Annotated in this window: 16 protein-coding genes; 8 read left to right on the top strand and 8 right to left on the bottom strand. The window is 69.0% G+C overall.

Features of this window, described 5'->3' with window-relative positions:
- Positions 1 to 7 precede the first annotated feature (7 nt).
- Positions 8 to 178, bottom strand: coding sequence for a hypothetical protein (locus C475_RS23740; protein WP_161625164.1), 171 nt, complete (start codon positions 176 to 178; stop codon positions 8 to 10).
- A gap of 172 nt (positions 179 to 350) precedes the next feature.
- Here C475_RS23740 and C475_RS04100 point away from each other — a divergent pair, with 172 nt between their 5' ends.
- The 5 genes from C475_RS04100 (at position 351) to C475_RS04080 (ending at position 2956) form a co-directional block, all read left to right on the top strand.
- Positions 351 to 668 carry a hypothetical protein gene (locus C475_RS04100; RefSeq protein WP_006882508.1) on the top strand — a complete coding sequence of 106 codons (318 nt, stop codon included), beginning with the start codon at positions 351 to 353 and terminating at the stop codon, positions 666 to 668.
- 101 nt (positions 669 to 769) lie between these two features.
- Positions 770 to 1357 (top strand): imidazoleglycerol-phosphate dehydratase HisB, encoded by a 588-nt coding sequence (hisB, locus tag C475_RS04095; protein WP_006882507.1) that lies wholly within the window; start codon positions 770 to 772, stop codon positions 1355 to 1357.
- Positions 1358 to 1438: 81 nt separating this feature from the next.
- On the top strand, positions 1439 to 1927 hold the full coding sequence (locus C475_RS04090) for an amino acid-binding protein (RefSeq protein ID WP_049930076.1): 489 nt from the start codon (positions 1439 to 1441) through the stop codon (positions 1925 to 1927).
- The gene (locus tag C475_RS04085) at positions 1924 to 2313 is read left to right on the top strand and encodes a 2Fe-2S iron-sulfur cluster-binding protein (RefSeq protein WP_006882505.1); all 390 of its coding nucleotides are present in this window, start codon (positions 1924 to 1926) and stop codon (positions 2311 to 2313) included. Before C475_RS04090 ends, C475_RS04085 begins: the two co-directional genes overlap by 4 nt.
- Before the next feature lie 37 nt (positions 2314 to 2350).
- Entirely contained in the window at positions 2351 to 2956 is a 606-nt protein-coding gene (locus C475_RS04080; protein WP_006882504.1) for an IMPACT family protein, read from the top strand.
- Positions 2957 to 3151: 195 nt separating this feature from the next.
- Here the strand turns inward: C475_RS04080 and C475_RS04075 are convergent, their stop codons facing one another.
- From C475_RS04075 to C475_RS04055, 5 genes are all read right to left on the bottom strand, one after another.
- Positions 3152 to 4576, bottom strand: coding sequence for a hemolysin family protein (locus C475_RS04075; protein WP_394295276.1), 1425 nt, complete (start codon positions 4574 to 4576; stop codon positions 3152 to 3154).
- Between the two features lie 147 nt (positions 4577 to 4723).
- On the bottom strand, positions 4724 to 5287 hold the full coding sequence (locus C475_RS04070) for a type IV pilin (RefSeq protein ID WP_006882502.1): 564 nt from the start codon (positions 5285 to 5287) through the stop codon (positions 4724 to 4726).
- A 58-nt stretch (positions 5288 to 5345) separates the two neighbouring features.
- Entirely contained in the window at positions 5346 to 5732 is a 387-nt protein-coding gene (locus tag C475_RS04065) for a VOC family protein (protein ID WP_006882501.1), read from the bottom strand.
- A gap of 186 nt (positions 5733 to 5918) precedes the next feature.
- A complete protein-coding gene (locus C475_RS04060; RefSeq protein ID WP_006882500.1) occupies positions 5919 to 6716 on the bottom strand; it encodes a class I SAM-dependent methyltransferase in 798 nt (265 codons plus the stop codon).
- A 132-nt stretch (positions 6717 to 6848) separates the two neighbouring features.
- A complete protein-coding gene (locus C475_RS04055; protein WP_152436323.1) occupies positions 6849 to 12350 on the bottom strand; it encodes a PAS domain S-box protein in 5502 nt (1833 codons plus the stop codon).
- Between the two features lie 321 nt (positions 12351 to 12671).
- Here C475_RS04055 and C475_RS04050 point away from each other — a divergent pair, with 321 nt between their 5' ends.
- The 3 genes from C475_RS04050 (at position 12672) to C475_RS04045 (ending at position 13948) form a co-directional block, all read left to right on the top strand.
- Positions 12672 to 12911: a HalOD1 output domain-containing protein gene (locus C475_RS04050; protein WP_204366142.1), complete on the top strand. Its 240-nt coding sequence runs from the start codon at positions 12672 to 12674 to the stop codon at positions 12909 to 12911.
- A 1-nt stretch (position 12912) separates the two neighbouring features.
- The gene (locus C475_RS24220) at positions 12913 to 13068 is read left to right on the top strand and encodes a hypothetical protein (RefSeq protein ID WP_006882497.1); all 156 of its coding nucleotides are present in this window, start codon (positions 12913 to 12915) and stop codon (positions 13066 to 13068) included.
- Positions 13069 to 13177: 109 nt separating this feature from the next.
- Positions 13178 to 13948 (top strand): response regulator, encoded by a 771-nt coding sequence (locus C475_RS04045; protein WP_161625163.1) that lies wholly within the window; start codon positions 13178 to 13180, stop codon positions 13946 to 13948.
- A gap of 268 nt (positions 13949 to 14216) precedes the next feature.
- On the opposite strand, the gene C475_RS04040 is transcribed toward C475_RS04045, so the two are convergent.
- Both C475_RS04040 and C475_RS04035 read right to left on the bottom strand, forming a co-directional pair.
- Positions 14217 to 15494 carry an adenosylhomocysteinase gene (locus C475_RS04040; protein WP_006882495.1) on the bottom strand — a complete coding sequence of 426 codons (1278 nt, stop codon included), beginning with the start codon at positions 15492 to 15494 and terminating at the stop codon, positions 14217 to 14219.
- Positions 15495 to 15608: 114 nt separating this feature from the next.
- Positions 15609 to 16928, bottom strand: coding sequence for a phosphoribosylglycinamide synthetase C domain-containing protein (locus C475_RS04035; RefSeq protein WP_006882494.1), 1320 nt, complete (start codon positions 16926 to 16928; stop codon positions 15609 to 15611).
- Between the last annotated feature and the right edge of the window lie 38 nt (positions 16929 to 16966).

Here is a 16966-nt window from a genome sequence, read left to right as displayed (position 1 = left end):
GAGAGCGTCAGCGGGGACTGGTCCGACGGCTGGACGCCAGTTCCGGGAGGAGGAGGGCGGCGGCGCCGACAGCGGTCACACCGGCGGCCAGCGACGTCGCGTCGCCGAACGTGAAGATGACGACACCGGCGAGGACCCCCGACAGCGATACCAGCAGATTGGTCCAGTGTCGGTCCACACTCCTGTCATCGCACCAACCAGATATAAAGGCCGAGCAGACGCGCGTCTGACGCGCGGCCGACGCGTCGGGGCCGGGCGGCCGCCGGGAAGACGGACACCCTTATGCGTTCGAGAATACATAGCAGTAAGTAGACATCTAGTCCGATATGATATCCGTACCGAAAGATTCCATGCGTTCCAGACCGTCGCTCGACGGTATCGAACTCGCGGACGGGGCCTGGCAGTTCGACCCCCAGCGGTATCGGTCGTTTCTCAGGGAGCGGACGGGGATCGACCCGGGGGGAGAGCTGACCGGAGCGGACTGTTACCGGATCGGGAACCGACTGGAGGCGTTCATCGAGGACCGCCGACGGCGCGGCGAGTGGGAGGCGAGCCTCGTCGAGACCGAGCCCGAGGTCGACACCCTCGATGAGATCGCCGAACTCGCGCGACTGTTCCGGCAGTGCCACGCGCGTCACGTCGAGGGACACGAACAGCCCACCGTATAGTGAGTCCGGTCGCCGACGGACCGGCGTCGCCGGGCCGATGCGACCGACCGCGGATCGGGCCGAACACAACGGCCAAATAGACGGCTGTGCTTGGTCGAGACATGACCGAGCGGACGGCGGCGGTAACGCGAGAGACCGCCGAGACGGCGATCGAGGTGACCCTGGACGTGGACGGCGACGGCGACGCGACCGTCGACACGGGGATCGGCTTTTTCGACCACATGCTCGAATCGTTCGCCACCCACGGGCTGTTCGATCTCACCGTCAACTGCGACGGCGACCTGGAGATCGACGACCACCACACCGTCGAGGACGTGGCGATCACCCTCGGCGAGGCCTTCACGGAGGCGCTGGGCGACAAGCGCGGGATCGTCCGCTTCGCCGACCGGAAAGTCCCCCTCGACGAGGCCGTCGCGAGCGTCGTCGTCGACGTGAGCGGGCGCCCCTACTTCGACTTCGACGGGGAGTTCTCCCAGGGCGAGGTGGGCGGGATGACCAGCCACATGGCCCAGCACTTCTGTCGCTCGCTCGCCACCAACGCCGGGCTGACGCTGCACGCCGGCGTCGACGGCGAGAACGCTCACCACGAGGTCGAGGCGCTGTTCAAGGGGTTGGCCCGCTCGCTCGACGACGCAACGCGGATCGACGAGCGACGGACCGACGTGGCCAGCACGAAAGGCGAGCTATAGATGACCGACGACGAGCGCGCCCCGCCCGCCGTCCGGACCGACGGCGGGACCGACTCCACGGAGGCCACCTTCGACGCGATCATGGAGAAGTTCGCCGACTCGCCCAGCCAGCAGGCGGTCATCCGACTGCTGCTCGAACGGGGCTTCTCCGTCAACGACGAGGGCCGAGTGGTCTCTGGCGGCATCGAGATCCCCAACACCGGCATCGCCCGCGAGGTGGACGTGGACCGGCGGGTCGTCGACGCCACCACCGACGCGATCCTCGACGACGACCAGTTGCGCCGGATCTTCCAGAACATCTCGGCCATCCCGAGCCTGATGGATCTCGCGCCCGTCCTCGACCTGTCGGCGCTGGCGATCACGGTGCGGGACGCCGAGGAGTCGGGCATCGTCGCGACCGTCACCGGCGCCATCGCCGATCGGGACATCTCCATCCGCCAGACCATCAGCGAGGACCCCGAGTTCACCGACCAGCCGAAGCTCTACGTCATCACCGACGGGTCGATCCCGGGTGACCTCCTGACGGAGATCCGCGACATGGCGTTCGTCCACAGCATCGAGTTGCGGTGACCCGAAACCCCGACGCGGACGGCGACGCGCGGATAACGGTCGAGACGCCCGACGGGGAGCGCCGCGAACTGACCGCCAACGAGGGCGCCGTCCTCCGGGACGTACTGCTCGAAGCGGGCCTGTCGCCCCACGGCCGCTACGCCCGGCGGGTCAACTGCGGCGGGCGCGGCCTCTGTGCGACCTGTGGCGTCCGGCTCGCCGAACCGCCCGACCCCGACCACTGGCACGACGACCTGGCCGACCGCTTTGGCTATCCCAGACTCTCCTGCCAGCTCCGCGTCCGCGACGGGATGGCGCTGCGACTGCTCGACAAGCGGGTGTGGGGCACTCGCGCCAGCGACGACGACGCCGCGGCGTCGCCGCCGGCGGACGACGACCCCGAGTAACGCAAACGCTTTTCGACTCCCGCGGAAACCGGTGAGCGTGAGCCAGCGCGAGCCATACCGGACCGTCGCCGGCCGCGGCGAGTCGCGGTTCGAAGTCCGGGGATCCGAGTTCATCGGCCACCTCGCCCCGGCCCGAACCGTCGACGCCGCCGAGGACTTCGTCGACGAGATCCGCGAGGCGTACCCCGACGCGACCCACAACGTGCCGGCCTACCGGGTCCGAGCGGACCCCTTCCGGGAGTGGGCCAGCGACGACGGCGAGCCCTCGGGGTCGGCCGGCGACCCCGCGCTGAACGTTCTCCAGCAGGAAGGCATCGAGAACGTCGTCGCCGTCGTCACCCGCTACTACGGGGGGACGAACCTCGGGGTCGGCGGCCTCGCCCGCTCCTATTCGCGCGCGGTCAAGGACGGCCTCGACGCCGCCGGCACGACCACCGAGCGCCCCCACGAGACCTTCTCGGTCGCCGTCGACTACGACGATTCGGGCACTGTCCGGGGGATCCTCGAGAGCGAGGGCGTCGAGTTCGACGCCGACTACGCCGAACGGGTCGCCTTCGACGTGCGCGTCCCCGTCGAGGAGGGGGCCGCCCTGCGCGACCGGATCCGCAGCGCCACCAGCGGCCGGGCCGAGATCGACCGTTGACCGGACGTGGGTCCGCCGAGACCGCACCCTCGCCGACGTGGAACGCGAACCGCCGCGAGCGCCCCGAAGCAGTTGCTTTCGTGCGCATCTCCAGCTGAAACGAAGGCGTTCGGGAACGAGTCACGCGGCGGGGAGAACGGGGCCGGAGTCGGGTGGTCGAAGCCGAGTCGAGCGCCGGGCGCTCGGGTCCGGCGGTCACTCGGGCTGGGCCTCGTCCGCGTCGGCTTCGGCTTCCTCCTCGTCGGGCGTGTCGTCGGGGTCGTAGGCGTCGGTCCGGATCACGCGTGCCTTCATGATACGGGTGTTCTCGACCGCTTCGACGGATATCTCGACGCCGTCGTAGTCGATCACCTCGCCCTCCTCGACGAGGCGGCCGGCGAGGTTGAAGATGAACCCGGCGATGGTCTCGAACTCCTCGCCCTCGGGGATGTCGATGTCCAGCGCCTCGTTGACCTCCTCGATGTTGACCTCGCCTTTGACGACGACGGTGTCGTCGCCCTCGTACTCGATCGGCTCCTCCTCGCCGCCTTCGAGGATCTCGCCGACGATCTCCTCCGTGAGGTCCTCCATCGTCACGAGCCCCTCGGTGGTCCCGAACTCGTCGATGACGATGACCATGTGCAGCCGTTCCTTGCGCATCTCCGTCAGCAGGTCGTCGACGTTCTTCGATTCGGGGACGTGGAGCGTCGGCTGAATGAGGTCCTCGAGTTCGAGCTCCCCGTCTCCCGCCTCGCCGTAGTTCATGTCGCGGACCAGGTCGCGGATGTTGACGACGCCGATGACGTTGTCGAGGCTCCCCTCGTAGACGGGGATGCGAGCGTGGCCGCTGTGGATGCACTGCTCGATGGCCTCGTCGACGGAGGCGTCGGTCGAGATGGCGTCCATGTCCAGTCGGGGCGTCATGACCTCCTTGGCGATCGTGTTGTTGAACCGGAGCGTGCGCTGGAGCATCTCCCGTTCCTCCTCGTCTAGGACGCCCTCGCGCTCGCCGGTCTCGATCATCTCGCGGATCTCCTCGCGAGTGACGTAGGACTCCTCGATGGCCGAGCGACCGCCGGTCACCTTGTTGACGACCCGCGTGAGGTAGTCGAACAGGACGATCAGCGGCATCAGGACGTACTCGGCCATCTTCAGCGGACGGGCGATCCGCAGCGACCACGACTCGCTGTTCTCGACGGCGTAGGACTTGGGCGCGCTCTCGCCGAACAGCAGGACGATAGCCGTGATCCCGAACGTCGACAGCAGGACCGCCTGGCCCTGGCTGCCGGTCGCCAGCGCGAGTATCCCCGTCGCGATCGACGACATCGCGATGTTGACCAGATTGTTCCCGACGAGGATAGTGATCAGCAGGCGGTGGGGGTCGTCCTTGAGCCCCTTGAGCGTTCTCGAACCGCGACGCCCGTCCTCCACGAGCGCCTCGATCCGGTGGGCCGGCAGCGAGAACATCGCGATCTCCGACGAGGAGAAAAACGCCGACAGCCCGATCAGGACGACGATCGTGAGCGAGCCTCCGATGATGATGGCGCTCTCCTGCAGCTGAAGCCCGAACACGTCGATCGTCTGCTGTGCGGCGGGGATCACTTGCGACCACGCCGCTGCGGGTATACCCATCGACGCCATGAATTATCGGGCGGCGAAATTAAGGCTTGTCATACCGGACCTTCACATGGTCGAGAAACGCGCGCGCTTCCTGCCGGTTTCGGGTGGGAACGCGGCTCCGGTCCCGTGATCGTCCAGCCAGCGCCGGGGACCGTCGGCTCGACCCCCTCACGACGCTCGCACCTCGACGCGAGCGAGCTGCGCGCCGGACGGCCGGTGGATCACCCGGACCGCCGCGCGGTCGCCGGGTCGCACGTCGAGTTCGTGCTGTGCGATCCGGATCGAGGCCGCTTCCCCCGCCGTCCACCGCTCGTCGGTGTGGGCGGCGTCCAGTTCCCCGTCGACGCCCGCGTACGTCCGGTCGAACAGGTCCGCCCCCCGAACGTGCTCCCCGACCAGCCGCCGCGTCGGGAACCCAGAGAGCCGCGCGTGAGCGCCCGTCCGCTCGAATTCGACGACGACCGCCAGGTCCGCGACCGCCAGCGTCTCCCCGCCCTCGTGGACGAGGCGGAGTCGCTGGCCGTCCGGCCAGCCGTCGGTCGCCGACAGGTCTGCGTCCAGGCGGGCCTGCGGGGCCGGTTCCGGACGAGCCCGGTCGAACCCGACCATCGCCGCCACGACCGACGCGAGCAGGACCGTCACCCCCACCAGCAGGACGACCCCGACGACGGGCGTCGCGGCGCGGTCGCTGGCGGGAGGCGGTCGAGTCGGTGCGGGAGCGTCGTCGGTCACGCGCCGGGCTGGTCGCCCGTTCGGACTTAAACCCACGGACCGGGCCCACCGGGCGCCGTCACGCCGAGTCGACGCCGAAGATCTCGACCGTGTTGCCCTCGGTGTCGCGGACGTGGAAACAGCGGTAGCCGTCGATATCGACGATCCCGTGGACGACTTCGGGCGCTAGCTCCGAGACCCGCTCGAATTCGGCGTCCACGTCTTCGACCTCGAAGTTCGGAACGCAGTTGTCGCCGAACTCGACGGACCCGCCGTCGGCGCTCGCGTCGTAGAGCCCGAAGTCGACGCCGTCGAACGCGAACGTCGAGAACCGGTCGTCGGCTTGGGCGGGCGCCGTCCCGAACAGTGCTTCGTAGAACTCCAGCGCCCGGTCCATGTCCTCGACACCGACGTAGACGGTGGTCAGCTCCATCGCCGGTTCCGAGTCCTGGCCTTCGGTCGACATTATCGGGGATGGAACCGCCCCACGTATAACGGCCCGCCGCGGTGCGGAAGTGGTAGCTGGTTCGGGGCCGCGCCCCAGTCGGGACGCGTCACACTGTCTCGGCGTCGGTTCCGGGCTCGTTCCACCCGAAACGATGCCCTTCGCGCCCCGCCCGGTCGACCCGCGGTTCCGACCGCGGGCCGCGAGCTACTCGCGGACGGCGACGAACCGCAGCCGGCGGTAGTCGGCGGTCCACGTTCCGGTGTCGGCGTCGAACAGGTCGTTCCGGAGGCGCTCCTCGACGGCCGAGACGGCCGCGTCCGTCTCGGCGTCGTCCAGATCCGCAAAGAGCGAGTCGCCGAACACGTCGAGCCAGTTCGCCAGCCCCTCGCGGCCCCCCTCCAGCTCGGTCGGGCGGTCGAACAGCCGCGCGAGTCGCACCTCGAACCCCGCCGCCTCCAGGGCGGCGGCGTGGTCGCCGACCGTCGGGAAGTACCACGGGTTAGCGGCCTCGTACCCGCGAGCGCGCAGTTCGGCGACGGCCGCGTCGACGATGGCGGCCACGTTCCCCGTCCCGCCGAGTTCGGCGACGAACCGGCCGCCCGGGGGTAGCAGATCCGCGACGCGCTCGGCGACGGCGGGCTGGTCGTCGCGGGGGATCCAGTGCAACGCGGCGTTGGAGAAGACGGCGTCGAACGACCGGTCGGGCGCGTACTCGCGGGCGTCGGCGAGGGCGAATCGGAGGTCGGGGTACCGCTCGCGAGCCCGCTCGACCATCTCGACCGAGGCGTCGACGCCGACCGCGACCCCCGACTCGCCGACGCGCTCGGCGATGTCGGCGGTGAGGTGGCCGGTCCCGCAGCCCAGATCGAGGACGCGTTCACCCGGCTGTGGATCGAGCAGATCGACGACGGAGCCGCCGTACTCGTGGACGAAGCCCGTGTCGTCGTCGTAGGCCTCGGGGTCCCAGTCGTTGCGGGCGTCCTCGGTGGAGTCGTCGGACATACCCGGAGTGAGAGCCGTCGTCGCCTGAAGCTTCCGGCGGCGTGAGACGGCTCGACAGCGTGGCGCAACGAAGGGTCTCGGGCCGAACTCGGGGGCCACCGACGTTGGTCTGGCTCCGAACCGACCTCGTAGTCAGTCGGCGTCGACGGCCACGGTGTGGTCCGCGAAGAGGCGGTCGAGCAGGCGCTGTTGGCCGACGCGGAGGTGACGGTTGACGGTCGGCTGGCTCACGTCGAGCATCTCGGCCACGTCCTCGCCCGTGGAGGTGCGGGGCCACTCGAAGAAGCCGGCGTAGTAGGCCGTCCGCAACACCTCCAGCTGGCGGTCGGTCAGCGCCTCGAACGCCGAGCCCGAGCGGCGCTCGCGGTCGTCGGAGCGGTCGACGGTCCGCCGGGTCGTCAGCTCGACGCTGGGGTGGGTCTCGCCGAGCATCTCGACGAACGCGCGCACGTCCGTCGCCGCCGACACGTCGACGACCGCCTCGATCCCCTCGGGGTCGGCCCGGATCGACCGCGGGTCGGCCCCGTGGCGGACGAGCCCCGCGGCGAGCGAGTCGCCGTCGACGGTCACCTCGAACAGCGCGCCCGCCTCGGCGTTGGCCCCTCCGTCCTCGCCGTCCGCCCCGGGCTCGCCGACCAGTCGGTAGTTCCGGACGGAGACGAGCGCGTCCAGCGCGTCGGTCACCGCCTCGACCGGCGCGCCCCCGGTCGTGAGGAACAGGCCGGTCTCCGACTCGGAGTGGGTGGCCAGACCCTCGAAGGCGACGCTGCAGTCGGCCGCGCTGGCCAGCCGGCCAAGCACGTCGTCGTCGGCGTCGAACGACAGGGATAGTTCGACCCGCTGGTCGGCGTGCAGCGCCCGCTGGGTCTCGACGGCGTTGATCGAGTGGGCGATGTTCTCGCCGAGCTCCGCGAACACCTCCCGCTCGAGGTCGCCGAAGTCGTTCGGTTCCGACGCGTACACGGTGAGCACGCCGTAGAAATACTCCTCGAAGGCCAGCGGGACGCTCACGACGGAGTGGAACTCGCGGGCGAGGGCGGCCTTGCGCCAGTCCTCACGCTGGAGGTCGTCGACGACGTTGCCGACCACCGTCGGTGTCTCGGCCGCGGCCGTCCCAGTGGCGGGCTCGTCGCCGCCGAGCGCGAGGTCGACCGCGTCGAGGTACTCGGCGCTGTCGCCGGCCCAGGCGCTGGGCTCGACGCGCTCGCCCGCGGCGTCGAGCCCGCCGATCCACGCGAAGGCGATGTCGTCGCTCTCGACGAGGCGGTCCGCGACCGCCGCCTCGATGGCCTCGCGGGACTCGGCCTGTATCAGCGACTGGTCGATCCGCCGGATGAGGTCGGTGATGCCGATCTGGCGGCGCAGCCGGGCGTTCTGCTCGGCGAGCTCGGCGTCGCGCTCGCGGAGCGTCCGCTCGCTGGCCAGCCGGTCGAACGCCGCTTCGGTCGTCGCGACGAGCGTCTCCGCGAGCTGGCGGGTCGACTGGTCGACCGCCCGGTCCTCGGTGGCGACGACGAACACGCCGTGGTCGCCGACCGGGACGAGCAGCCCGCCGCTGACCTCGGCCCCGAACACCTGCGACTCCGCGACGGTTCCCGTGTCGTCGAACACCGTCGGCGTCCCGGTGACGTACGTGTTCCACAGCAGCGAGTCGGCGGCGCCGGCGCCGACCGGTGCGGCGTCGCAGAGCCGATCGAACCCCTCCGAGCAGGCGACGGCGTCGAGGTGGTTGGCGCTGTCGTCGAGCAGGTAGACGGCGACGCCGGCCACGTCCAGCACGGACCGGGCGGTGTCGACGACGAGTTCGGCCGCCTCGGTGTCGGTCTCGACGCCGAGCAGGCCCCGCGTCGCCTCGTGGAGCGACTCCAGGGCGAGTTCGCGCTCCTTCTGCTCGGTGATGTCCTGGATGGAACCGCGGACGCGGACGATATCGCCGTCGGCGTCGCGGACGGGCTCGCCGATGGCGCGCACCCAGCGGAGCGACTCGTCGGTCTCCAGGCGCACCTCCATGTCGTAGCTCTCGCCGACCTCGACCGCCCGCCGGAAGTAGTCGCGGATCCGCTCGCGGTCGTCGGGGTGGTAGAATTCGACCGCGGTTTCGAGGTCGATGTCCGTGTCGGGGGCGACCCCGTGGAGCCGGTAGAGCTCGTCCGACCAGGTCATCTCGGACTCGGAGCCGGTCAGGTCCAGTTCCCAGCCGCCGATAGCGGCGATGCGGCCGGCCTGCTGGAGCAGGTCCTTCGTCCGCTCGAGCTCGCGCTCGCGGGCTTTGCGCTCGGTGATGTCGCGGACGACGCAGACCTGGCGGCCGTCGTCGAGGAAGGTCAAGGATAGCTCCTGGGGGAACGTCGACCCGTCCGCGCGGCTGCCGACCGACTCGCCGCGCCACTCGCCCCGCTCGGCCAGCACCGGGTACACCTCGCGTTCGATGCGTTCGGCCTCCCGGTCGGTGTAACACAGCTCCCACGGCTCCCCGAGGAGCGCCTCGGGACCGTCGTAGCCGTAGATGTCGGCGTGAGCCTGGTTGACGAACTCGTAGACGCCGTCCTCGTCGAGGATCGCCATCCCGTCGATCGACTGCTCCATGGCGGCCGACCGCGCCGCGAGCTCTCGCTCGCGCTCCTTGCGCTCGGTGATGTCCTCGATGTAGCCGACGACCTCGGTCACCGCGCCCTCGTCGTCGCGGATCGGTGTCGTCGACAGTGAGATGTCGATGCGCTCGCCGTCCTTGCGCACCCGCTCGCGCTCGATCTGGGTGAACGACTCGCCCTCGAGGACGCGCTGACGGATCTCGTCGTCGCCCTCGCGGTCGGCCGGCACCGCGGGGTACGGTTCGCCCAGCACCGCCTCGGCCGACCAGCCGAAGATCTCTTCCATCGCGTCGTTCCACAGCGTCACCCTCCCATCGGGGTCGGTCGCGACGACGCCCACCGGCGAGGTCTCGACGAACTTCTGCATTCGCTCCTTGGTCGCGCGCAGTTCCCGCTCGGCCGCCTTGCGGTCGGTGATGTCGGCGAGCGCACCCATCTGGCCGACTCTCTCGCCGCCCTCGTCGCGCAGCGGCGCGACCGACAGCGACACGTCCACGGGCGACCCGTCATTCCGGAGGCGCTTCGTCTCCACCGCGGTGACCGTCTCCCCCGACTGGACCTGCTCGTTTATCCGCTCGTGTTCGTCCTCGCAGTCGGCCGGGACGGCCGGGTACCGCTCGCCGAGCACCTCCGCCTCCTCCCACCCGAAGATCCGCTCGGCCGCGGCGTTCCACAGCGTCACCCTCCCCTCGAGGTCCAGCGCGATCAGCGCCGCCGGCGACGCCTCGATGATCGCGTTGAGCCGCTCGTTCGTCTCGCGCAACTCCCGCTCGCGGGCCTTGCGTACGGAGATGTCCCGGCCGACGCCGACGAGGACGGCGTCGCCGTCCGGGGTCTCCAGTCGCGAGGCGACGAACTCGTAGGGGATCTCCTCGCCGTCGCTGGTCAGGACCGGCGCGTCGACGCGCTCCTCGCCGCCGTCGAAGACAGTCGCGATCGCCTCGACGACCCGTCCGTGAGCGTGTTCCGGGAAGAAGTCCGTCCCGTGCATCTCGGCGATCTCCGCGTCGTCGTAGCCGGTCACCTCGGTGACGGTGTCGTTCCAGCGCTGGATCGCACCGGTCTCGTCGAACACGTAGAACACGTCGTCGATCGCGTCGAGGACGTCCTCGGTGTACTCGCGGTACTCCTGGAGATGTCGCTCGCGCTCTCGGAGCTTCTCTTCGGCGGCCTTGCGCTCGGTGATGTTGCGACTGATACCCATCACCCCGAGTATCTCGCCGTCCTCGTCCCGGTAGGGGTATTTGTAGTCGAGATAGATCCGCTCGTCGCCGTCGATCGGTCGGGACACCTCCCGCGAGAGCGGTTCGCCCGTCTCGACGACCCGACTGTCGTCCGACACGATGTCGGCGACCGTCTCCTCGTCGAAGAACTCGTCGTCGGTCTTGCCGACGATCGCTTCCGGCGGTTCACCGAGGTTCGCGGCGGCCGCCTCGTTGACGAACCGGTAGCGCCCGTCGGGGTCCTTGATGTAGATCGGGTCATCGGTGTTCTCGACGATGGCCTCGAGCTGGCGCTCGCGCTCCCTGCGCTCGGAGATGTCCCGCGCGATTCCCGCAATAACACGCTCGCCGTCGGGCGATTCGAGCGGACTGGCAACGATCTCGTAGGGGATTCGATCGCCGTCTTTCGTCTCGAACCGCGCCTCCAGCGGGACCCCGGCCGCGGCCTCGATGTTCTCGATCCCGTCGCGGACCGCCTCCCTGTCACCCTCGGCGAAGAAGTCGGTCGCCTCCATCGTCTCGATCTCGTCGTCGTCGTAGCCGCTCACCTCGGCGAGCGTCTCGTTCCACCGCAACACCTCGCCGTCCGCGTCGAGAACGTAGAACACGTCGTCGATCGCGTCGATGACCCCGTCGGTGAACTCGCGGTAAGCCGCGAGCTCCTGCTCGCGTTTCTTGCGCTCGGTGATCTTCTGGGAGACGCCGAACAGCCCCCGGACCGCTCCGTCGGGACCGCGCCAGGGCACCTTCGTCGTGAGGTTCCACTCGCCGACGTCCGGCACGTACTCCTCCTTGCCGACGATCGGCTCGCCCGTCTCGACGACCCGCAGGTCGTCCGCGTGACTCGCTTCAGCCAGCTCGTCGTCGAACAGTTCGGGGTCGGTCGCGCCGACGACTCGCTCGGCGTCCCAGCCGTAGGCCTCCTCGAGGTAGGCGCTGCTGACCCGCTCGTAGCGTCCCTCGCGGTCCTTGACGTAGAGGTGGATCGGCACCTGCTCGAAGATCGAGTCCAGTAGCGACCGCTCGCGGTCGAGTTCCGCCTGGCGCTCGACCCGCTCGGTCACGTCCTCCTGAAAGCCGACGTAGTGGGTCACCTCGCCCTCGTCGTTCTCCACCGGGGCCACCCGGACGCGGTTCCAGAACTCCGTCCCGTCGGCCCGGTAGTTGCGCAGTTCGACCGTCGTCTCGGCCTCGTCGTCGACGGCCCGCCGCAGTCGCGCGACCGCTTCCTCGTCGGTGTCCTCGCCCTGGAGGAACCGACAGTTGCGACCCAGACACTCCGACTCCTCGTAGCCGGTCAACGCCTCGAAGCGGTCGTTGACGGAGACGAGCGGCTCGTCCGGTTCGGTCACGTCGGCGACCGTGATTCCGACCGGCGCAGACTCGATGACTCGCTCCTGCAGCGACCGCTCGCGCTCGCACTCTCGGAGGTCTTCGACGAGCCCCTCGACGGCTTCGGCGAGTTCACCCAGCCCGTCCTCCCGGTCGGTCTCGAAGGTCACGTCCTCGCCCTCGCGGGCCCGCTCGACGTCCGCGACCAGTTCGGCGACCCCGTCGTCGCGGTCGCCCGACACCGCGAGCCCGAGCAGACCCGTCCCCAGGAGGCCCGCGAGCGAATCGATCGACCGCACCGACGGGAGTTCGTCGACGGCAATGAGTCCCGTGACCGCCGCGAGTGTGACGACTGCGACCACGACGAGCACGGCACCGACGCCCGACGGCCGACCCGGAACGCGTCCGGGCCCTCGCCGGGCGGTGGTACTCCCCCTGTCCGCGACCCCGTCGCAAGCTGGGGCGTCGCGGAGCGAGCCAGCGTCCATTAGTGGGTATTGATAGGGCGCGCAATTAACGGTTGGTTTCCGTCTGCCGACAGGTCCACGGGCCGGACCCGCTGGCGCCCGACTCCGGGTTCGGGACGCCGACCCGCGATCCGAGACGCTCGTTCCGCTGGGCCGGACGGCGGTCCACGATCGCGGACGGCGGGTTCGCTCTCGGGGATACTCGACCGCCTGGCGACGCTCGAACGCTCCGTCGCTCGCGAGCGACGCTATACATATTGCCCCCGCTTCGGCGGTCGCGGTATGCACGTAGCGGACAGTTCGATACCAGTTGTCGCCCTATGAGAAGATAGAATGGACGGTATGGCAGTACAAGAGCCCAGCGAGCAGATAAGCATCGACGTGATCGAGACGATAGCCGACGCGACGGGGACCGACCCGCTGACGATGGAGCCGCCGCTGTACGAGGTCGTGGACACGGACGCGCTGGACGCGCTCTACGAGAGCGGGGCGACCGCGACCGTGGAATTCGAGTACAACGGCCACAGCGTCGTCGTCGACGGCGACGGGACGGTCACCGTGGACGGCGCGGGAGGGGCCTGAGATGTCGTCGACGGGCTCGACCGAGGACGCGGAGGGCGCGATCCGCGAGACCTACGAGGAGTACGACGTGGGTGACACTCGCCTGGCGATGATCGCCGACCCGGAGAACGAACACGCCTGGATCCAGTCGGACGTGACCGAGCAGATCGAGCAATGAGGGGTTCGGGGGGTGCGGGTAACGGAGCGACGACCGAACGGACCGAACGGACGACCGACGCGCCGCGGGACGCGACGGCGGCGCACCGAGACGACCGAGGATGACAGCCGTGATAGAAGACATCGCTGCGGCGACCGCGAACGCACCTGCGAGCAGCGACGAGTCCATCGACGTGATCTGCGTCGACGACGACCGCGACTACCTCGACCTGATAGCGGCGCACCTCTCCGAACACGACGACCTGTCGGTCCGGACGGAGACCGCGCCCGCCGACGCGCTCGACCACGTCGACGCCGTCGACTGCGTCGTCAGCGACTACGACATGCCCGGCACGAACGGCCTCGAGTTCCTCTCGGACGTGCGCGAACGGGCGCCCACGCTGCCGTTCGTCCTCTTCACCGGGTCCGAACGCGCCGACATCGCCGAGGGGTTCCCCGAGTCGACGTGGACCGAGTTTCTCCGGAAGAACAGCCCCACGGTGACCATGTCGATCCTCGCCGGGCGGATCCGACGACTCGTCCACCACCACCGCACGATGCGGACCGCCGAGCGGGGCCTGACCGCCATCGAGGCCACCGCCGACGCCATCGCCGTCGTCGCCCCCGACGGGACGTTCTCCTTCGTCAACCACGTGTTCGCCAGCCGGTTCGGCGCCGAACCAAACGACCTGATCGGGAGCCCCTGGCGCGAGTGTTTCCCCGACGAGGAAGTCGAGCGCCTCGAATCCACCGCGCTGGAGACCGTCCGCGACGACTGGCAGTGGACCGGCGGCACCGTCTGCGAGACCGACGGCGGCGACACCTTCACCACGCAGACCCGCGTCGCCGGCCTCGACGACGGCTCGCTCGTCTTCTGCCTCACGGGCCCCGGCGAGGAGTAGTCGTTCCGCTCGACCGGCCGAGACGCTCTCGGGTCGCACCTCGCTGTTTCTCGTTGCTCACTGACGTTCGCCGCTCGCACTTCGGAGATCCTCGCCCGCTCCGCTCGCTCGGATCTCCCTACTCCTCCCCGGGTCGCTTCGCTCACGGCTCGCGTTGCTCGCCGTTCGTATTTCCGCGGTCGCGAACGAAGTGAGCGACCGCCCTCCGTCCTCCGCCGCGCACTGCCGTTCGCCGCTCCGGTTCGAGGCCTCCCTACGGTCGGTCTCGCTACGTCCCGTGCTGCCAGGAGCCCATATACTCCGACTGGGTCTCGGTCAGCGCGTCGAACTCGACGCCCTCCGCCGCCAGCTTGATCTCCGCGACCTCCCTGTCCAGCCGGTCGGGCACGTCGTGGACGCCGGCCTCGTACTCCTCGCCCGACTCGACCAGTTCGCGCACGCAGACGGCCTGGACGCCGAAGCTCTGGTCCATCACCTCGACGGGGTGGCCCAGCGCGATCGGCGTCGCGAGGTTGACGAGTCGCCCCTCCGCCAGCACGTTCAGCCGACGCCCGTCTTCCATCTCGTAGGCCTGCACGCCGTCGCGGGCCTCGTAGCTGTCGACGGCCATCTCCGAGAGCGCGTCGAGGTCGATCTCGACGTCGAAGTGCCCCGCGTTGGCCAGCAGGACGCCGTCGTCCATCGCCTCGAAGTGCTCGGAGACGATCACGTCGCGGTTGCCGGTGGTCGTGATGAACACGTCGCCCTCCGCGGCGGCCTCGTCCATGGGCAACACGTCGTAGCCCTCCATGTGGGCCTCCAGCGCGCGGCGAGGTTCGACCTCGGTGACGACCACGTCGGCGTTCTGGCCGCTGGCCTTCTTCGCGACGCCCTTGCCGCAGTGGCCGTAACCCGCGACCACGACCGTCTTGCCGGCCCACGAGAGGTTAGTGGTCATCGCGATCGACGCCAGCGAGGACTCGCCGGTGCCGTGGACGTTGTCGAACAGGCGCTTCATCGGCGTGTCGTTGACCGCGAACATCGGGTAGGCGAGTTCGCCGTCGTCGTCCATCGCGCGCAGGCGGTGGACCCCGGTCGTCGTCTCCTCGCAGCCGCCGACGATGGTGTCGATGAGCTCGGGGTAGTCCTCGTGGATCGCCGCCACCAAGTCCATCCCGTCGTCGACAGTGATGGTGGGTTCGTGCTCGATGACCGCCTCGATGGCGGCGTAGTACTCCTCGTCGTCGACCCCGCGCTCGGCGTAGGAGGTGACCCCCTCGACGGCGTCGAGCGCGACGCTCACGTCGTCGTGGGTCGACAGCGGATTACAGCCGGTGATGGCGACCTCCGCGCCGCCGACGGCCAGCAGTTCGGCGAGGATCGCGGTCTTGGCCTCGACGTGCATCGCCATGCCGACGACTTCGCCCGCGAAGGGCTGGTCGGCCTCGAACTCTTCGCGTAGCGACTCGCAGATCGGCATGTGCTGGCGCGCCCACTCCATCTTCCGGCGGCCGGACTCGCGGGCCGCTTCCGGCTCGTCGACGCGCTCGGTGATCGGATCGGTCATGCCCGGAGACACGGCCAGCGCCGGGAAAACCCCACCGGATCGCTGGCTAGGGCTATCGAACTCGAACGTCTCCCGCCGAGAGTCGCTGTGGCGGACCGGTCGCCGGCGCGGTCTCTACTCGCCGCCCGGCCCGAGGTATCCCCAGGCGAGCAATCGGTCGCCGTCGCCGTCGATCCAGCGCTCCCCGATGTCGTCACGGTAGTACATGTTCGGCATCGCGATGTCGTCGATCCGGTCGTACGCTTGCTCGCGCGCCGCTCGCATCGTCTCGCCTTTCCCGGTCACGACGACGGGCATCCCGCTCTCTCCGGCGACGCGCCACTGTCCGTCGACGTTTTTGGTGTCTTCGAGGTGGATCCCGGCCCGACTCTCGGTCTGGAACACGACGGCGCCGTTCCGTGAGTTCTCGTCGTACGTCTTCTCGTCGTCGAAGGGGAAGGGCGGGAGGACGACCCGGACCCCGACCTGGTATCCGCCGTGTACCGCCAGTTCGGGGTCGTTGCCGTGAGCGAGGTCGTAGAAGAACTCGCCCGTCGAGGACTCGATCGACTCCTCCTGTAAGGCGATCGTCGGGTATCCGAACCGCGGGGTAAACTCCAGCGGATAGATCCCGTTCTCGTTGACGATGCAGTTGATGTCGATACTCCCCACGTAGCCCTCCTCGCCGAGCCAACCTTCGAGTTTGCCGAACGTCTCCTCGAATAGCTCGTTCCGCCCGCCCCAGAACATCGACGTGCCCATCTCACCCGTCGATGGCCCGATGTTTCCCGGGAACAGCTTCTTGTGCTCGAAATTGAAGTTGACTTGGTCGACGAACCGCTCGCCGTTGAAGAACCCGCAGATGGCGATCTCCACGCCCTCGACTTTCCGCTGGAGCTGGAAGCCCTTCATCCGGTGGCCCCACGCCTTCTTGTACGCCCCCAACACGTCCACCACGTCACTCCCGTCGTCTTCGTTGCCGACGTAGAGGAGGCGTTTGACGTTCTGAACTTCACCGAGCGGTTTGACGACGTACGGGGCAGGGTTCTCCCGAACGTGTCGAATACCAGCGTCGAAGTCCTCGAAGACGTGGTGGTCGATGGTGTCGACACCGTGATCTTCGAGGATCTCCATCGCGTAGCCGCGGTCTTCTTCGAGGCGGTCGGTGTTGGGCGTGCCACCGACGACGGCCGTCCCTCGCTCGCGGAGTTCCTGCGCGAGTTCGCCCGTCCCGACGTCCGAGCCGACCCAGATGTCGTCGAAGACGACGACGTCGGCCCAGTCGACCTCCGCGCGCCAGTCGTCCGTTTTCGGGACGAAGCCGTCGCCGATCTCCCGGTCGCTCTCGGCTTCGATGTAGTATTTCACGTCGTGTCCTTCCCGGTGGACCTGCCACGCGAGGTCGGTGATCAGTGCGGCGTCGGCGGAGACGAACAGGAAGTGTTTGGATTCCATCGGTGTGGTGTACGCAGCGGTAGTTGCGGTTTGCGTGT

It is taken from the genome of Halosimplex carlsbadense 2-9-1 (genome assembly GCF_000337455.1).
Taxonomy (GTDB): Archaea; Halobacteriota; Halobacteria; order Halobacteriales; family Haloarculaceae; genus Halosimplex; species Halosimplex carlsbadense.
This window is presented reverse-complemented; position numbering and strand designations above follow the sequence as displayed.

Coding starts and splice junctions, on each gene's coding strand:
- C475_RS04100 (WP_006882508.1), top strand. CDS start 351: ATGCGTTCCAGACCGTCGCTCGACGGTATCGAACTCGCGGACGGGGCC.
- hisB (WP_006882507.1), top strand. CDS start 770: ATGACCGAGCGGACGGCGGCGGTAACGCGAGAGACCGCCGAGACGGCG.
- C475_RS04090 (WP_049930076.1), top strand. CDS start 1,439: ATGGAGAAGTTCGCCGACTCGCCCAGCCAGCAGGCGGTCATCCGACTG.
- C475_RS04075 (WP_394295276.1), bottom strand. CDS start 4,576: ATGGCGTCGATGGGTATACCCGCAGCGGCGTGGTCGCAAGTGATCCCC.
- C475_RS04065 (WP_006882501.1), bottom strand. CDS start 5,732: ATGTCGACCGAAGGCCAGGACTCGGAACCGGCGATGGAGCTGACCACC.
- C475_RS04060 (WP_006882500.1), bottom strand. CDS start 6,716: ATGTCCGACGACTCCACCGAGGACGCCCGCAACGACTGGGACCCCGAG.
- C475_RS04055 (WP_152436323.1), bottom strand. CDS start 12,350: ATGGACGCTGGCTCGCTCCGCGACGCCCCAGCTTGCGACGGGGTCGCG.
- C475_RS04050 (WP_204366142.1), top strand. CDS start 12,672: ATGGCAGTACAAGAGCCCAGCGAGCAGATAAGCATCGACGTGATCGAG.
- C475_RS24220 (WP_006882497.1), top strand. CDS start 12,913: ATGTCGTCGACGGGCTCGACCGAGGACGCGGAGGGCGCGATCCGCGAG.
- C475_RS04040 (WP_006882495.1), bottom strand. CDS start 15,494: ATGACCGATCCGATCACCGAGCGCGTCGACGAGCCGGAAGCGGCCCGC.
- C475_RS04035 (WP_006882494.1), bottom strand. CDS start 16,928: ATGGAATCCAAACACTTCCTGTTCGTCTCCGCCGACGCCGCACTGATC.